At 63.9% G+C, this 15,392-nt stretch carries 21 protein-coding genes; 7 read left to right on the forward strand and 14 right to left on the reverse strand.

Annotated features, from left to right (window positions below):
• Positions 1–209 precede the first annotated feature (209 nt).
• The 13 genes from LC490_RS00760 to LC490_RS00820 all read right to left on the reverse strand — a co-directional run bounded on the left by LC490_RS00760 (position 210) and on the right by LC490_RS00820 (position 9,226).
• Entirely contained in the window at positions 210–653 is a 444-nt protein-coding gene (locus LC490_RS00760; protein WP_223618918.1) for a DUF6362 family protein, read from the reverse strand.
• Positions 646–855: a hypothetical protein gene (locus tag LC490_RS00765; RefSeq protein WP_223618919.1), complete on the reverse strand. Its 210-nt coding sequence runs from the start codon at positions 853–855 to the stop codon at positions 646–648. The genes LC490_RS00760 and LC490_RS00765 overlap by 8 nt, the downstream gene beginning before the upstream one ends.
• Entirely contained in the window at positions 852–1,454 is a 603-nt protein-coding gene (locus LC490_RS00770; RefSeq protein ID WP_223618920.1) for a hypothetical protein, read from the reverse strand. Before LC490_RS00770 ends, LC490_RS00765 begins: the two co-directional genes overlap by 4 nt.
• A complete protein-coding gene (locus LC490_RS00775; RefSeq protein ID WP_223618921.1) occupies positions 1,447–3,741 on the reverse strand; it encodes a phage/plasmid primase, P4 family in 2,295 nt (764 codons plus the stop codon). Before LC490_RS00775 ends, LC490_RS00770 begins: the two co-directional genes overlap by 8 nt.
• Complete coding sequence (locus LC490_RS00780) at positions 3,738–4,586, reverse strand: ParB/RepB/Spo0J family partition protein (protein ID WP_223618922.1); 849 nt, start codon at positions 4,584–4,586, stop codon at positions 3,738–3,740. Before LC490_RS00780 ends, LC490_RS00775 begins: the two co-directional genes overlap by 4 nt.
• A complete protein-coding gene (locus tag LC490_RS00785) occupies positions 4,583–5,479 on the reverse strand; it encodes a hypothetical protein (RefSeq protein WP_223618923.1) in 897 nt (298 codons plus the stop codon). The genes LC490_RS00780 and LC490_RS00785 overlap by 4 nt, the downstream gene beginning before the upstream one ends.
• A 14-nt stretch (positions 5,480–5,493) precedes the next feature.
• Positions 5,494–6,240, reverse strand: a complete 747-nt coding sequence (locus LC490_RS00790; protein WP_223618924.1) for a PD-(D/E)XK nuclease family protein — start codon at positions 6,238–6,240, stop codon at positions 5,494–5,496.
• 3 nt (positions 6,241–6,243) lie between these two features.
• Complete coding sequence (locus LC490_RS00795; protein ID WP_223618925.1) at positions 6,244–6,672, reverse strand: DUF6511 domain-containing protein; 429 nt, start codon at positions 6,670–6,672, stop codon at positions 6,244–6,246.
• Complete coding sequence (locus LC490_RS00800; protein ID WP_223618926.1) at positions 6,669–6,866, reverse strand: hypothetical protein; 198 nt, start codon at positions 6,864–6,866, stop codon at positions 6,669–6,671. The genes LC490_RS00795 and LC490_RS00800 overlap by 4 nt, the downstream gene beginning before the upstream one ends.
• Positions 6,867–6,878: 12 nt before the next feature.
• Positions 6,879–7,502: a hypothetical protein gene (locus tag LC490_RS00805; protein ID WP_223618927.1), complete on the reverse strand. Its 624-nt coding sequence runs from the start codon at positions 7,500–7,502 to the stop codon at positions 6,879–6,881.
• Entirely contained in the window at positions 7,499–8,344 is an 846-nt protein-coding gene (locus tag LC490_RS00810; RefSeq protein WP_223618928.1) for an ATP-binding protein, read from the reverse strand. Before LC490_RS00810 ends, LC490_RS00805 begins: the two co-directional genes overlap by 4 nt.
• A gap of 208 nt (positions 8,345–8,552) precedes the next feature.
• Entirely contained in the window at positions 8,553–9,023 is a 471-nt protein-coding gene (locus LC490_RS00815; RefSeq protein ID WP_223618929.1) for a hypothetical protein, read from the reverse strand.
• On the reverse strand, positions 9,020–9,226 hold the full coding sequence (locus LC490_RS00820) for a helix-turn-helix domain-containing protein (protein ID WP_223618930.1): 207 nt from the start codon (positions 9,224–9,226) through the stop codon (positions 9,020–9,022). Before LC490_RS00820 ends, LC490_RS00815 begins: the two co-directional genes overlap by 4 nt.
• Before the next feature lie 547 nt (positions 9,227–9,773).
• On the opposite strand from LC490_RS00820, the gene LC490_RS00825 reads away from it, so the two are divergent.
• Both LC490_RS00825 and LC490_RS00830 read left to right on the forward strand, forming a co-directional pair.
• Complete coding sequence (locus tag LC490_RS00825; protein ID WP_223618931.1) at positions 9,774–10,706, forward strand: hypothetical protein; 933 nt, start codon at positions 9,774–9,776, stop codon at positions 10,704–10,706.
• Positions 10,707–10,807: 101 nt separating this feature from the next.
• Positions 10,808–11,236, forward strand: coding sequence for a helix-turn-helix domain-containing protein (locus tag LC490_RS00830; protein ID WP_223618932.1), 429 nt, complete (start codon positions 10,808–10,810; stop codon positions 11,234–11,236).
• Between the two features lie 49 nt (positions 11,237–11,285).
• Here the strand turns inward: LC490_RS00830 and LC490_RS00835 are convergent, their stop codons facing one another.
• Positions 11,286–11,831, reverse strand: coding sequence for a YfbU family protein (locus LC490_RS00835; RefSeq protein WP_223618933.1), 546 nt, complete (start codon positions 11,829–11,831; stop codon positions 11,286–11,288).
• A gap of 393 nt (positions 11,832–12,224) precedes the next feature.
• Here LC490_RS00835 and LC490_RS24360 point away from each other — a divergent pair, with 393 nt between their 5' ends.
• The 5 genes from LC490_RS24360 (at position 12,225) to LC490_RS00855 (ending at position 15,137) form a co-directional block, all read left to right on the forward strand.
• Positions 12,225–12,350 carry a hypothetical protein gene (locus LC490_RS24360; RefSeq protein WP_255610573.1) on the forward strand — a complete coding sequence of 42 codons (126 nt, stop codon included), beginning with the start codon at positions 12,225–12,227 and terminating at the stop codon, positions 12,348–12,350.
• A gap of 121 nt (positions 12,351–12,471) precedes the next feature.
• Positions 12,472–12,690, forward strand: coding sequence for a helix-turn-helix domain-containing protein (locus LC490_RS00840; protein ID WP_223618934.1), 219 nt, complete (start codon positions 12,472–12,474; stop codon positions 12,688–12,690).
• Positions 12,691–12,892: 202 nt separating this feature from the next.
• Positions 12,893–13,372 carry a DUF2924 domain-containing protein gene (locus tag LC490_RS00845; RefSeq protein WP_223618935.1) on the forward strand — a complete coding sequence of 160 codons (480 nt, stop codon included), beginning with the start codon at positions 12,893–12,895 and terminating at the stop codon, positions 13,370–13,372.
• A complete protein-coding gene (locus LC490_RS00850) occupies positions 13,369–14,703 on the forward strand; it encodes a recombinase family protein (RefSeq protein WP_223618936.1) in 1,335 nt (444 codons plus the stop codon). The genes LC490_RS00845 and LC490_RS00850 overlap by 4 nt, the downstream gene beginning before the upstream one ends.
• A complete protein-coding gene (locus LC490_RS00855) occupies positions 14,700–15,137 on the forward strand; it encodes a LacI family transcriptional regulator (RefSeq protein WP_223618937.1) in 438 nt (145 codons plus the stop codon). The genes LC490_RS00850 and LC490_RS00855 overlap by 4 nt, the downstream gene beginning before the upstream one ends.
• Positions 15,138–15,392: the final 255 nt, after the last annotated feature.

Genomic DNA, 15,392 nt, shown 5'->3' on the forward strand with positions numbered 1-15,392 from the left:
GCGCAGCGTGTGGGCCGAAGTTGGCCCCGGCCGGCTAGGCTGGGGCGGTGTTGCGACGTCTTGGAGGGCCGCACGTGCGGCCTGTGTGGCCGCGCTGGTGCGTCAGGTCTTGCGCTCGACGCAACGTGATCAGCATGCCGGTCAGACTAGGGCAAAAGCCCGATTCTTGGGACATTCGGATTTGTTCCCCGAGCTGCGGTTAGCTCTGCTTAGCTCTGTCTAACTACAACCCCATCGCTCATCGCCCGATCTTCGAGCTCAACCTCAGCGAATCGCGGCAACGAGCCGTTGAGCTGGACGGTCACCAGCACCAACGCATGCTGCCAGTGTCGCCACGCAGTCTTGCGGATCAGGCCAGTCCGCGCGCAGACCTCGCGCCACGGAACCTGCTGGGCGCGCAGCCACACCAGGCGTCGCTGATCCTGGTCCAGCCAGCGCAGCCAACCAACAGTCTCGCCGAAGCGATCGATTGCCGCGGGCGATGCGGCAAAGCGCAGTACGATGCGTTCGTCGGCATAGCCTTCCCACGATTGCCGCTGGATGTCGGGCCAGTACGACGCGTAGCCCTGCACCTTGGCGGCCGGCAGGCGGCGTGCGGTAACCGCGGCTTCGTGGAAGCGGTCGGCTACCTTCTCCATCGTCCAATCAGACACCGGCCTTCTCCCGCTTGCCGTACAGTCGTTCGGCAATCTGGCTCAGCAACTGACGCTCCACCCAATCCAGGCGCGTGTCCTCGGCGGACACGACGAGTAGCCCTTGCTCGCGCCAGCCCCGGCGCTTCAGCCCATCCATATCGAGCGTCTGCGGCACGAACCGACCCAGCGGCGAGCGGTAGCGGAACTCAGGCGGGATCATGCCTTCGTCTCCTGCGCCATCGCCCAATGCAGTAATGCGAGTGCGTCGGCTTCGTTGTCGTCCTCCGGCTTGTGACCCCAGCGCCTGGCCGCCTCGATCATCGCCGCCTTGTCGGCGTTGCCCTTGCCGGTGGCGAATTTCTTGATCGTACCGACCGGGACGCCCTGGTACGGGACCGCATGCCGCTCGCACCACGCGGTTAGCTGCGCCAAGAAGCCGCCGTAGGCGTGCGCAGCGTCGACGCCGCGGTGCCGACGCACCTCCTCGAAGTAGACGGCTTCAAGCGGGCCAGCAAAGCGCCACAGGTCATCGAGCCAGCGCACGAAGCGCAGGTATCGCATACCGCCGCCTTCGAAGCGGCCCAGCTTGAACGGCTCGGTGCCGCTCATGACCTGTCCGGACAGGCGCACGGCCCAGCCCAGGGTCGAGCCAAGATCGAGCGCAACGACCGTAGGCGTTGCCGCATCGATCGGCTGGGTGGCAGATACGGCAGGTCTGCTAGTTAACCTATACGTGTGCGCGCGCACGCACACATAAGGGGGAACCTGCACGTCTGCCGTATCTGCCACCCGCGCATCCAACGTATTGATTTCATTCATGACTCGCCCCTCCAAATTGAGCGAACGATTTGGGCCTCAAGCTCAGACCAAGGAAGTAGCGCGCGCCCTTGCCGCCCTTATGCTTCTGAAACTGTCGAGTCACCAGCAGATCGGAGAATCGCTTCACCGACCCGACGAACTCGCCGCTGGCGTCTGCCCATTCGCGCCAATCCGCGAACAAATCAGCGACCGGCGCCCTGGCATCGGGATGCAAGTAGCAACGCTCCTCGATCCAATGGCCTAGGGCGTCTTCGCCCTCGAAATACTCCTCGGTGGCGTCGATGACACATTGGGGAGCGCCCAATCCAACTCGCTGCCATTGCAGGCAGCCTTGGACCGCCCAGGCCATAATTCCGTCGCGCTCGGCCAGCAGCTTCTCGGTGAGACGCCCATCGCGGCGCTCGGGCGGGATGGTGACCGTGAACGGAACCAAGTGCAGTCGGCGCTTCATCGCCTCATCCACATTTCGGATCGCCGGCTTGTGGTTGCCGGCGATGACCAGCTTGAACTGCGGGATGTACTCGAAGAAGTCCTGGCGCATGAAGCGCGCCGAGACCTTGTCGCCGCCGGTGATGGCCTTGAGCTTGGCCTCGTTCCAGCGCCGTCCCTGCTCGGTCTCGCTAGCGGCCACAAAGCGCGCACCGCGCAACCCAGCCAGGTCGGTCGGGTGCCGATCGCCGCGCGTTTCCATGAACGTCTCCATGGGCGCGTTGGTGGCGTAGTCGCCCAGGATCGTGGCGAGGGTATTTACGAACACGGACTTGCCATTGGCGCCCGTTCCGTACAGGAAAAACAACGCATGCTCGCGGGTGACGCCGGTCAGGCAATAGCCGACGACGCGTTGCAGGTACGACGTCAAGGCCACGTCACCGCCGGTGATGTCGCCCAGAAAGCGGCGCCAGATCGGACAGTCGCCTTGCGGGCTTGCGGTGGTCAGCTTCGTCATGTGCTCACCCCGGGCGTGGCGGCGCACCGCTCCATCCCGCAAATCCACGATGCCAGTGGGCGTGTTGAGGGCCCAGAGATCACGGTCCCAATCTTCAGCCAAGGAGGCGTGGCGCGGATCGCTACGGGCCAGCCGCTCGACACCTCCCACGGTCGAAGCCGACGCCAGCTTGGAACGCTGCGACGGCCTATCGGAATACGGCTGCGCGGCACGACAGACACCGCGGACCAAGTGCTGAAGGACGAGGCCGCGATCCGGGTTCCAGCGCGTTCCGGTCCAGCTCAGCCACTGGCCCCAGGCCGCGCAGTAGCGCCAGTCGTCGGCGTAGTGGCGGGTGAAGGCCAAGCCCAGACCGTCGTCGCTACTCCAGTCCAACCCGTCAAAGTTGATAGACGGCGGCGCGGCGTCGTTGCCTGGCGACAGGAAGGTACGCTCGCCTGCACGCAAGAAGCCATCGATATCGAAGCCATCTTCGGCGGCGTCGGCGGCGTCCCAACCCAGCGGCTGGTCATCGGGCAAGTGCAGCACCGCGCACGAATCGGCCCCCACTTGGAACGCCGCTTGAGCTGCCTGCATGGCGTACTCCCAGCCCGGCTTGTCCTTGTCGGGCCAGATAAGCACGTGCTTGCCGCACAGCGGCGACCAATCGGTCTTGTCGATCGGAGCATTAGCGCCGTTCATCGAAGTGGTGGCGCAGATACCGCGTTCGATCAGTGCGTCGGCCGATTTCTCGCCCTCGACCAGGACCACTTCATTCGATGCCGCCATGCCCGGCTGGTTGTAGAGCGGGCGCGGCGTCGGCGCCTGGTGCTTGCGCCGCTTGGCGTCCCAGGGACGGTATTGTTTGCCCTCGGGCGGGTCATAGCGGTAGACGCACGCGATCAACTCGCCCTCCGCGCTCAGATAGTCCCAGCGCGCGGTATGCGGGCCAAGATCGTCCATTGCCGGCTCGGCACGGCCGCGCTTGACGGCCTTTCCATCGAGCGGCGCCACCACCTGGCCGGCCAGCTCGGCGGCCATCGGCAGGACAACGGCGAAGTCGTCACGCGCATCCAAGCCGGCGTGCGCCGCGATCAGATCGAAAATATCACCGCCCTCACCCGTCGCGTGATCGGTCCACAGCCCGGCCTTGTCACCGGTCAACGCAACCTCCAGGCTGTCCCCGGCAGCGCCGCGGACATCGCCCATGGTGAACCGGCCGCGGCGCACGCGGCCTTCTGGGAATAGCGACTTGAGCACGCCGTCCAAACGCAGCAGCAGCTGCGTTCGGATCTCTTCGCGCGCTGGGCGGTCGGGCGTCCGGCCCTCTTCGAGCGGCCCGGCATCGTTGAAGTCCATCATGCGACTTTCGACCTCCGCTCCAATTCCTGTTGCAGTCGGGCGATGGCCTCGATGCCGTGTTGGGCGTGCTCCAGCCGTCTGATCAACAGCGGCTCATCCCAGTCGAACTCGGCCAGAAAGCGGGTCACGAACGTGTCCGCGGTACCGTCCGCGCCAATGAGCTGGTTGGTGATTTGCTCCAGTCGGTTGAGCGTATCGCGCACGAACGCGGTGCCAGGCACGGTCTCGATGAATTCGACGCGCGGCGCGGCGGCTCGCCCGGCGCTACGGTTGTGCGCGGTCACCATCGCCCGCTTGCGCTCGCGCCGGTCGTCAATCGCCACGATCTTTGCTTGTGCCGGGGCACCCAGCTTGGCGATCTTGCTGGCCTCGTGCAGCGTGATCTCGCCAGCTTCGACCTTCTGCACCAGAGCTGGCACTCCTTCGCGCTGGATGCGCGTGGCGTCAGCGACCGAACTGCGCGACACGCCGAGCATTTTGGCCGCCTCGGTCTGACCGATTGGAAAACTGTCGGAATTCCGACAGTTTTTCGGCGGGCGTCCCTCGCCGAGCACGGCGAGTTTAGACCCCACCATGGCGCGCTGGGACTCGGTCAAGTGGCGTCGAGCTAGATTTTCACTCACCACGAAGGCGGCAGGGTCGGCGCCAGTGAAGGGCACGAACGCGGGTTCGATACCGCATTCAATGCAGGCGCGATATCGGTGCCGCCCATCGAGTATCTGTTCCCCCAGCAGGATGATCGGGTGAAGCAAGCCATTGGCTCGGATGTCGGCAACCAGCTTTTGATACTGGTCCTTGCCCATATCGGGCAACGCTTGGCACAGCGGATGGAGGTCGTAGCTCATGCCGACACCTCCGGGAACACCTCATCGGACGACGGGAACAGCGCGCGCCAACCGCGCACACGCTTGTGCGCGCGCTCGGCGTTCCATGCTTTGACGCAGGCATGCAGTTGGGCGCCGTCGTCGGTCTTGCGCCGTTCGACTCGGTCCAGCAAAAGGCGCTCGCGCAGATGAAACACCGCGCCCGTGCTGTCGAGTCGGTCGCCCACGAACAGCCCGGCGATAAACTGATCCGCCGCAGCCACATCGTGACGGGCGAACACCCAATGCAGGAAGAGCGCCTTCGACTGGCTGATCGGCACCATACGGTGCGGCAGTTTGGTCACGAACTGACTGCTGGCGCGGATTTGCGGCTGGCTCGCCCAACAGTCCAGCAGTTCGTGGTTCGGATACCGCGTGGAACTGTGCGGCAACAAGCCGCGCCGATAGTTGAGGATTATCGGCAAGGCGGCGGCTGCGATGCGAGCCTCGAACACGCCGATGCCGTCGATGATCAGTACATCCGTGCTGGTGCGTCGTCGGCCGGTATCGATGGTGTCGAAGGCGCCATCGGCCACGCCGGTAACAATCAGCATCGGTTGGGCGACTCCCGCCGCGGCGATAGCGGCGATTCGATGCTGCCCGTCGAGTAGGCGTCCGGAGCGACCGAACTTGATCGATTCGCCGTTCTGCTGCCAACGGCCGCACTTCAGGTCGTTTGCGTATTGAGCGACCGCCTTCTTGCGAATCGGTCGGTTGCCCGCGTTGCGGCGCAGCCAATGCCCGGCGATCTCTGGCGTGACCGATACCGGCACAGCGTGGTAGTCGCGAATATCCGGCAGCATCAGCGCGGCCTGTTTCAGATCGTCGCCACTGGCGTGGACGTCAAGCCCAAAAAGTTCATTCAGGGTGCTCATAGAGGGGCTCTGGATTAGTGGGTGGGGTGTGAAGGCAGCGACCAGCAGCGGTCCTGCCAAGCACAGCGGCGGCAGGTCTGGTGGGTCGGAGTAGTGCTAATGCGGGGCAACAGCTCGGCGGCGTCGCAGGCCCGCAGGATGTCGACGGCGCGGTCGGATGCGCGCTGCGCCAGGCCGGCGTCGAACGGCACGCGCTCAGCGTAGATCGACATGTCGTCAGCGCAGATCGCGGTGAACAGCGCTGGATGTTCGTGCAGGCCGAGGTAGGCTTGGTAAAGCGCGACCTGCGTGGCGTAAACCGGCCGACTGGCCGCGAGGCGCTTTTTCTGCAGCTCGCGAAAGGTCTTAGCGCCGACTGCTTTGGTTTCCCATAGCATCGGATAGGCGAACGTATCCGGGCCGGCGACAATCACGCCATCGGCGTGGCCGCGAACACGACCACTGGCCGTGGCGAAGCCGAACTGCTCGCCCTGGTCGTTGCGAGCGCGCAGATCGAAGCCGGCCAGGCGCAGCCAGTCGGCCATCCAATCCTCGATGCGATGGCCACGTGCGAACACGCGCAGCACGCGGCCCGGAAAGTGCCGGCCGATATCCTTGGGCGCATCGAAGAACTGGAACTGCAGCCGGCGCGCGCAGTCTTCGCCCAAACTCGATGCGCCGAGGTACGCGCGTGGCGGCAGCTGCGCGGCTTCTCGTTCCATCGCGGTATCGATCAGCGTGCCTAGATGGGCGGACAGATCGTGCGTGTTGAAGTCCAACATGGCTCAAAAGGGAATCGTGTCGTCTTCGAAGCCATCGAGCGGCGGCTTGACCTTGTAAGCCGCCGGGTTCGATTGCGATCGGATCGATGCCTCGTAGGCCATCGTGATCGTCTCAATGACCTCGGTGGCCTGTGCTTGGTTGTAATGGCCAAGCGGGGTGTCGAATCCGATCCGTTCGGCGACGCTGGACAAGGCTTTGAGGCATGCGCGCTGGGCGTCGGGGCTAAGCGGGTGGGTCACAGGCAAAAGCTCCTCTATCGACGCCGGATCGCTCCGGCGTCGGGTGTCGTAGAGTTGATGGAAGGCGTTCTGGCAGACGGTGGAGCAAAACGCCCATCGATACGGCTCGCGCCGCGGATCACCGATCCGGCGACGCAAGTCCAGATGGCCGAAGCCGCGGGCGGGCTTTCCGCAGGCCCAACAGGACGTCATCGCCCATGGCGGGATTTATCGACCACGCGATCTCGGTAGTCGATCAATGCTTTGGCATGCTCATGGTGTTGCAAGGCCAGTCGCAGCAGGTGCTGGATCTGCACCTCCAGATCCGCGCCGGTAAGTTTGCGCAGCTCGGTGTAGATGCCTTCGCGGTTCGGGTATCGGTCTTGGGGGAACGGCTTTCGTTTCATCGGCTACCGGCCTCACTGCGCCCACGCCGGGCGACCGGCAACCGGGGTGTTGGACGAGGCAGCTTGGGATGCGTGGACGACGCTGGTCGGCACGGCCGGCATATGCGCGCCGCGCGCCGCGAGCGGCGCAGGCACAGCGCCCATCAGCTCCTTGTACTGCGGGTGGTCGGGCATCACCGGTGTCTTGAGCACCGCCTTGTCCTCGCCATAGCCGTCCTTGTCCCAATCGACCTTGCCGAGGAACACCAGACCGTCCAGGTCGCCGAAGCTTTCGATGCATCGGGCCGCCTGCGCGGCGGCGCTCATGTCCTCGGGATGGAAGCCGAACGCGGAGTTCAAGGCGCCCTTGATGAAGCTGCGCCCCATCTGGCCCCAGGTCGACGTGCCCTTCGCGCTCGACAAGCCAATCAGGGACCAGAGCTTGCGGCGTGCGTACTTGCCCTCCAGCACGACGAACTCGCCATTGAGATACACCGAGCCCGTGTCGCCACGGGTGGCCCAGCCGTGCAGCCACCCTTGGTTCACGTCGTTGTAGCCGCCGGGTTTGATGGTCATGCGCACCTTGACCAAGGTGCCCTTTGGAATGAGGGCAAACGAGGGATCTTCGGCGTCGTTAAAGTTGTTCCAGGTCGTCATCGGGGAGTGCCTGCAGAATCGGTGGGGGAGGTTTCGTTCGCGGCGGCCTCGGGTGCGCCGAGCTTGCGCATGAGCTGGCCCAGATCCGGGGGCTCGATCATGTCGAGACGGCCGGATCGATCCTTTGCGGGATAGCCCCAGGGATTGCCGGTCTGGCAGACAAAGGCGCGGTATGACGGCCCGTCGCCCGGCGCGATTTCCACCAGGGAAATCACTTCGTCCACGATGCCCGGCAGTTCCAGCCCGGTCTTGGAGCCGTCGATCTGCAGCTCGTAGAACTTGCGGTTGAACTCGTCGACGCGCTCATCGAGGATGCCGACGAACCAAACGTGGCGTCCGCGCGTGTGCTGGATATGCGTCAGCCACGCGACCATCTCCTGACCGAGCAGCCCGTAGGCGCCGCGCATGTCGGGCTTGCCGGTGCGATCCGAAACCGCCTGGGGCTGTCCTTTGCACCATTGCAGGCACAGCCGACCGGCGACCGTAATCGAGTCGATAAAGAGCGTGCGGTAGCGGTCGAGCACGGCGGGGTCGCCATAGCGCTGGCATGCCTGCTCGTAGTGCCATTGGCTGAAGTACTGGCCATCGCGCAGCGCCGGATTCGGGCCGCCGAGGAACACCGCCAGGTCGCGGCAGTCGTCCCAGGTTCGCGGGCGCAAGCTGTCGCCCGGCCAGTTCTTGACCGCCAGGTCACCCGCCTCGATGTCCACGAACAGCGTCGTCGCCGAGTCGAGGGTCCACAACTGGAAGGTCTTGCCCAGGCCCCATCGGCCGACGAGGACACCTTTCACGCCCCGAACCTCGGACAAACGCTGGTCGGCGGTGATGATCGGCAGGGTCATCGACCGCCTCCGGCCAGCATGCGCAGTAGCTCTTCCCATTCGGCTGCGCCAGCCGTGGTTGAGTGCGCCCTTCGTTCGGTCTTCGCGCCCGGGGCCGCGTTCGGTTCGGCAGCGGTGGAGCCGGCGCTCGGCCGCGCAGGGCGGCCTGTTGCCACGACGACGACATGGATGACGGTTAGTCCTTCGCAACTGAAAATTGTGATTTCCATCACGATTCACCGCCCGTCAGCGACAGCCGGAAGGTCGGCTTACCGGTTTTCAGCGTACGAGCGGCATCGAACGACGAGCGCATCGACGTTGACCAGGCGTTGTACTTGGCCTCGTTGACCCGGTAGGTCACCTCGATGAATTCCGACGGATCTTCGCCCGCCGCGCGGATGCGATCGGCGATGCGGGCCAGCTGGACTTGGTTCCACTCGACCTTCTTGGGCAGCTCGACGCTGACGCGGACGATGCCGTCGTTGAAGGAGACCGATCCCGTGTCCTTGCCGGCAGCCAGTCTCTGCTCGGCAGCAACACGGCTGTATCGCAGGTCCAGCGCGCGATCGATCCACTCGGCGTTTGCCTTCGCGGTCGCGACAGCATCCGCGGCCTGCTGCTTCAGGTCGAGCAACATCTCCGGCGGATAGTCGGCCAGTTCCGACGCCGGGCGCCCGATGCAACGTTCCAGCAGGGTCATGCGCACACCGCCTGCGCGGATGCCACGCTCGAACGCAGCGAATCGGACTCGTAGGACGCAATGTCCTCCAGCCGATAGCGGATGCGTCGCTCCATCTTCAGAAATCGCGGACCGACGCCTTCGCATCGCCAGCGTTGCAACGTTTCGATCTTGACGTCCCAACGGGCGGCAAGCTCTTCGGGGGAGAGATAGGTACCACTCACTGCGAGGCTCCTCTTTGTCGTCGGCAGCACCGTGTGCCGAGGACGAGAGGGTCTGCGCTATCGTGATAGAGATGGAAGCGAAGCTCGATAGAACTTCGATAGAAACTTGATAGAACTTTCGTGCGCGCTCAGCACATAACACAACGGCGCATGAACATATCGGACTTCGAACACCGTCTCACCGCACGCTATGCACGTGTGATATTGCGGGCCGTTCATACGCGCGCTAGGCTGCAAAGCAAGACACATAACCACCACTAGAAGTGGTTTTCAGGACTCCCCCATGAACAACGGATTGTTGGACCTCATCGCGCGGTTACGACCCTGGTCGCAGCAACTCGATACGCCAGGCATGCAGTGGATCATCGGCGTACCTAGCCGAGACCTACCGCTGTGTGCATGCGATCTGGCTTCAGCCAGAGCGCGGCGGCATCGATCGATATCGCCCTAAGCGAATCGCTGCACGAAATTTGACGACGCCTTGCGTCGGGCCGAGACCGGCCCGGTCGGAGGCGTTCGTCCTCCAGAAATCAAGGAAGTAACTTGCGTGCTCAAACCCTACCTGTCCTGGTTCGAAGACGAACCGGTCGATGCCGTCGTGCCTGCGAAGGGGGCAGAGTTCATGCCCGACCTCGCCGCCCTCGGTGCGTTCCACGCCGCTAAGCGGACCCGAAGAGTGCGGTGCCGCGAATGCGGCAAGCAGATGCCGCGCCAGGTCTATGAAGCGGGCGATCACCTGCTGCGCTGCCTGGAGTGCGGCGGGGATGTCGAATGGCTCGGCGCTCCCTATCTCTCCGTCCAGCTGCGGCATCAATGGCTGCCCGAATCCCTCAACGCCCAGATGGGCGCCGCCGCGACGATGCCGGAGGAACTGATCAAGAATCGCCTCTGGAGGCTCGTCGACGCCAAGGCGCCACGCGGCGGCGTGCCGGTCGTTCTGCTTCGGTGCGGTTGGCACGTGGACTATTCGGCGGTCATCGCGGCGATCCGCAGGGTCTCGCCACGCCGGGTGATCGTCCTGACCACCTCGCGCGTCCACAGCGAACAGATCGTTGGCGCGGGTCGCGTGGTCGTGCCTTTGACTAGCGTCGCCAGGCTGAACGCGAGTGGCCTATGGCTGGATCGCGAGGAACTGGCCGAGCGCTGCCTGCGCGGCAACGTTTTGACCCGGAAGGTGCTATCGCAAGCCGCCTCGGCGCCGCAGAGCAACGGCATGTGGTTCGAACTCGCGCCTGACAGATCGTGGCTGCGCGTCAATGGCCGGGTTATGCGCCTGTGGGGTAAGCAGCGCGCGTTCGTGGCCTCGATCGAAAAGGCCCATAAGCGGGGTCAGGCGCACAAGCGATTTGCAGACGCACTCAACGATGCCGAGTACGAAGGCGATGTTCGTAGTCTGAGACAGGTGAGCAAGCGCAAGGATTTCAGTGACTTCATCGGCATCCGCGATGGGCTGGTTTGGATTCGCGACGATGTGGATTGATATTCCAAGGCCGAACGTCGCCGCCCAACCCAATGGACCCCGACCGCCTCCAAGATCGGCGCCACGCCACGCCAATACCTCATAACTCGCAAGGACTCGACATGACTAATCAAACACAGCTCAAGAACGACATCGCCCGCATCGCACGGAAAGAAGCCAAGGTCCTGATCGCGCCGCTACTCAAGCGCTTGGCCGTGTACCGTCACGATATCGCCGCACTCAAGCGCGAGCGCGGTGTGCTGGTTCGGTCCAGGAAGGCCATCGTAAAAGGTAGATCCGCCCAAGCGTCGATTTCCTTGAAGGAAGCCAGCGACGCATATTCCGCAGATGCACTCATCGCGCTGCGATCGCGCCTGGGGCTGACCGCTCGGGAGTTCGGACTGCTGATCGACGCCTCGGCGATGTCCGTCTATCGCTGGGAGTCGGGCAAGGGCCGTCCCCGCGCTACGTTCTTGGCGAAGCTCGCTTCGATCCGCAACATCGGCAAGATCAAAGCGCGCAAGTTGGTGGCCATTGCGCAAGGAGGCTGATGCCGTCCAGAGAGACCGGAGCCTCGGCCTCGGTCTCTCTTTGGTGTAATCAACCGGTGGCCTGGAATATATGCAGTAACTGATCCGCCGATAGGTGGCGATCCGTCACGTCCCGCGTTTGCAGTCGGTACTGTTCGTAGGTAGCCTCATACGTCTCCAGCATCGGTCGGCTCGCTATCAGCGAGCCACGTCCAACGAAGCGCGCGAACATGCACATGTGCTGGAGAACGAAGCGGGCTATCGCCAAAGACTCCCCTTCCGTTTTTGCATCGAACCCCGGCAACCTCAGCGGACTTTTCCCGAGGCCGAGGGTGGCCGCTACGCGCTTCTGGTCCTTAGCCGCCAGTTCGTCGTAAGCGCTTTCCAGGTGCTCCCACATTCCAAGATAGGCGCAAACACGATCCACCTGGGGTGGCATCGGCTCCGACGCGAACAGACCTGTGTACCTGGTTGCGATCGCCCATTGCTGATCCTGCCGAATCGCCTCCATGACAAAGGCCGGACTAACTGCGTCATCGTCTTCCGTTACCGCCAACTTTTGCTGAATACTCGCCAGCATTGCCACAATCAAGCGTTGTTCGTTGCTCAAATTCACCGGGGTCCCCCCTGTACGTGTTGCATTCCATCGTGCGAGCTCCGACTCAGGGCGCGGCGTACCGGCCCTGAAAGTCGGGCCGCCATTCTACGGTGACACCGGTTAACGAACCGCCCTAGGCCGCGCCCGGCCAAAGGGGGGAGAACGATGTTGGAAGCTATTGGTTTACACGTCTCGGCCTATGCGACGGGGGCCGCTTAACGTTCCCCCATGGAACCGACTTCAGTCTCACAGACCCCGTTGCCCACCGGCTTTCACTGGGAGGTTGAAGGCCTTGGCCTCGCCCGCCATTGCGTCGCGGTTCCGGACTCGGCGCCCGAGATGTGGCTGGCAACGATAGGCCCGACCCAGTGCGGATGTACCGCTACCATCCGGCGCCACCAGGCGCGCGCGATGCACATCGATCGCCCATTCCGCACAGAGGCCGCCGCGGCCGGCTGGGTGGCCCGGTGGCTGGAGCGCCAGGGCTACCTGATCCGGGCCGAGCTTCAAGCCGACGTAATCGCCGCGGGCGGCTAACCTGCGTCTAGGTCCGTCTACCTCGGGCTAGCTGCGTTTAGCTCTGATTAGCTGCAACGCGCGCTGGCGCTGTGCCGGCACGTTCCTAATGTGTCGCGGATGTTCCTCTTGGGAGATTCGCATGACATCAATTGATCCACTGCAGACCGACCTGCCCCCTTACTTCAGTGAAGCCGCCCTCGCTCTGCGCTGGCAGTTGGCCTGCGGCACGCTGCGCAAGTGGCGATCGCGAGGCGACGGGCCCGCTTACTCGAAGCTGGGGGGCCGCATTCGCTATCGCACGATCGACGTGCTGCGCTACGAGCAGCAGGTCTCCCATGCGGCGGGCAGCAAGCCATGACGTTGGCTTTGAACGATCGGTACGGCGCCGCGCCGGTCACGCCAGCGGAACGTCGAGACCAAGTCGCCGAGTTGATCGCGATTGCATTGGTGCGCTGTCGGCGTGGAGAGCGGACGAGTGGTCATTGGACCTGCACAGGGGTTGCTATTCGGCGCGCCGGAAGCGTCCATGAAAACCCCTCTCGGCCGAGTCCAAAAGCACGATGAAAAAGACCACCCTGCCCTCTTTGCCCACCGCGGTACTGACGCGCATCGCGGCCCTACCCACCCTGTCCCTGAAGGCGCTCAACGCCGAGTGGCAGACGCTGTTCGACCACGATCCGCCGCTGACGCATCGGCGTTTCTTGGAGCGGCGAATCGCCTACCGGCTGCAAGAACTGGAGTGGAGCAAGACGCACGGCGCGCTGCTGGAAGAGAACCGCCAACGGGTAGCGGCCTTCGTAGAACACGGCGCACTGCCGCCACGTGTTCGCAACGGCAAGCCGATGCCCGGCACCGTCCTGATCCGACATTTCAACGGCGAGGATCACCAAGTTACGGTAACCGATGATGGCGATTTCGAGTATCGCGGTCAGCGGTTTGGCAGCCTGTCGGCCATCGCCAAGCACATCACCGGGACGCAGTGGTCGGGACCGAAGTTCTTTGGCCTGCCCACTGCTGGCAAGAAGGAGAGCGCACGATGAACCCATCACGTCGTCTGCGCTGCGCCGTCTACACCCGCAAATCCACTGAGGAAGGTCTGGAGCGCGAGTACAACACCATCGACGCCCAACGCGATGCCGGACACGCGTTTATCGCCAGCCGCAAGGGGGAGGGCTGGATTCCGGTCGGCGATGACTACGACGATCCCGGTTACTCAGCGGCCACGTTGAATCGTCCTGCGCTTCAGCGCCTGCTGGATGACGTGCGCGCCGGCCGGATCGACATCATTGTCACCTACAAGATCGACCGTCTGTCCCGCAGCCTGCGAGACTTTCACGAGCTTTGGGATGTACTCGCCGCGCACAACGTAGAGTTCGTGTCGGTGACTCAGCAGTTCAATACGACGGACTCGATGGGTCGGTTGATGCTGAACATTCTCCTGTCCTTCGCCGAGTTCGACCGGGAGCTGGACGCGGACCGCGCGCGCGACAAGATGATCGCGAGCAAGAAGAAGGGTTTGTGGATGCACGGGGTTCCGCCGCTGGGCTACGACTTGAAGGACCGGCGCTTGGCCGTCAACGACACCGAAGCCGCCATCGTGCGCCGGATCTTCGAACGTGTCGCCGCCGGCACGTCGACAGCACAGTTGGTTCAGGAGCTAAAGGCCCTAGGCGCAACTTCGAAATGTTGGACCACACGAAAGGACCGACAGATCGTCGGCAAGCCCATCGACAAGTCGCTCATCTATAAGATGCTGGCCAATCGAACCTACCTTGGCGAGTTGCGCCACGGGGAGCAATGGTTCCCGAACGCGCACATGCCCATCATCGAGACCTCGCTCTGGGAGCGGGCACAGGCCGCCATCGCGTCGCCGGAGCGCGCTCGCACTCTGCCGGGGCGCTCGCAGGTTCCGTTCCCCCTGCGCGGGCTGGTCTTTGCTTCGGACGGCAGAGCGATGACACCGTGGTACACGACCAAGCGCGGTAGAACGTATCGCTACTACGTCCACACGCGCGCTTTGCATGAGGGAGCTGGCGCGGTCAAGCTACCCCGTGTGTCGGCAGGCGAGTTGGAGGCTGCGGTCATCGAGCAGTTGCGTTGTGTCCTTCGGGCGCCGGAAATGGTGGCGGCGGTTATCCCGCAGGCGCTGGAACTGGACCGCACCCTGGACAAAGCGCAGGTCACGGTTGCCATGCTGCGTCTGGACGAGATTTGGAAGTACCTGCTCGCCGACGAGCAAACCCGAATGTTGCAGCTCCTTATTGAGCGCGTCGTGGTCGACGACCGTCGCGCGGAGCTGCGGCTCCAGCCTCTTGGGCTGGCGAGCCTCGCGACTGAGCTGCTGGCAAGCGACCGAGGGGTAGCCGCGTGAGCCGCCCCAAGCTCACCGTTGGCGTCGTCGCCGGCAGCGACGGCTCCCTCACATTCGACATTCCCCTGCGAATCGTGAAGCGAGGTTATCGCAAGTTGATTCAAATCCCTGGCTCCGAGAGCGCGCAGCGGCCGTGGGATACGCGTCCCACGGCGCTACAGCGCGCGCTCGGGCGGGCCGAGCGCTGGCGGCTTATGCTGGACTCAGGAGAGGCGGACTCGATCAACGAAATTGCGGCGCGGGAGAAGGTGGATTTCAGCTACATCGCGCGGCTGTTAAATCTGACGATGCTTGCCCCGCCCCTGGTCGCGGCCATCCTGGACGATATGTTGCCCAGCGGAACCACCGTCAACGACTTGGCCATCAACCCCCCGCATCTGTGGAGTGATCAGATCGCCCGGCTAGAGCGAAAGCGCGGTCATCTGGACGACTGAGCCCCTTCTAGCTGCGTGATGCCGGAGCGGCGCCATCGGCGCAGCTCCAGTGCTAGCTGCCGCCCGCCTTCGTGCGCCCGACCGGCGCCTCGCCGGATTTGCCGGTTCCTCGCCTCCTCGGGCCGCGCGCGCATCCCTACGCCCCGCCAGGCTGATCAAAGTGACACTGGTCACTGTCCTGGTGCCCGCGATGCCGCGGTTCCTTGACCGCGAGCAGGGGCTCTAACAGGATGACGCAGCTGGTCGCCAATGCAT

Source organism: Lysobacter sp. ESA13C, from assembly GCF_019970005.1.
GTDB classification, from domain to species: Bacteria; Pseudomonadota; Gammaproteobacteria; order Xanthomonadales; family Xanthomonadaceae; genus Lysobacter; species Lysobacter antibioticus_B.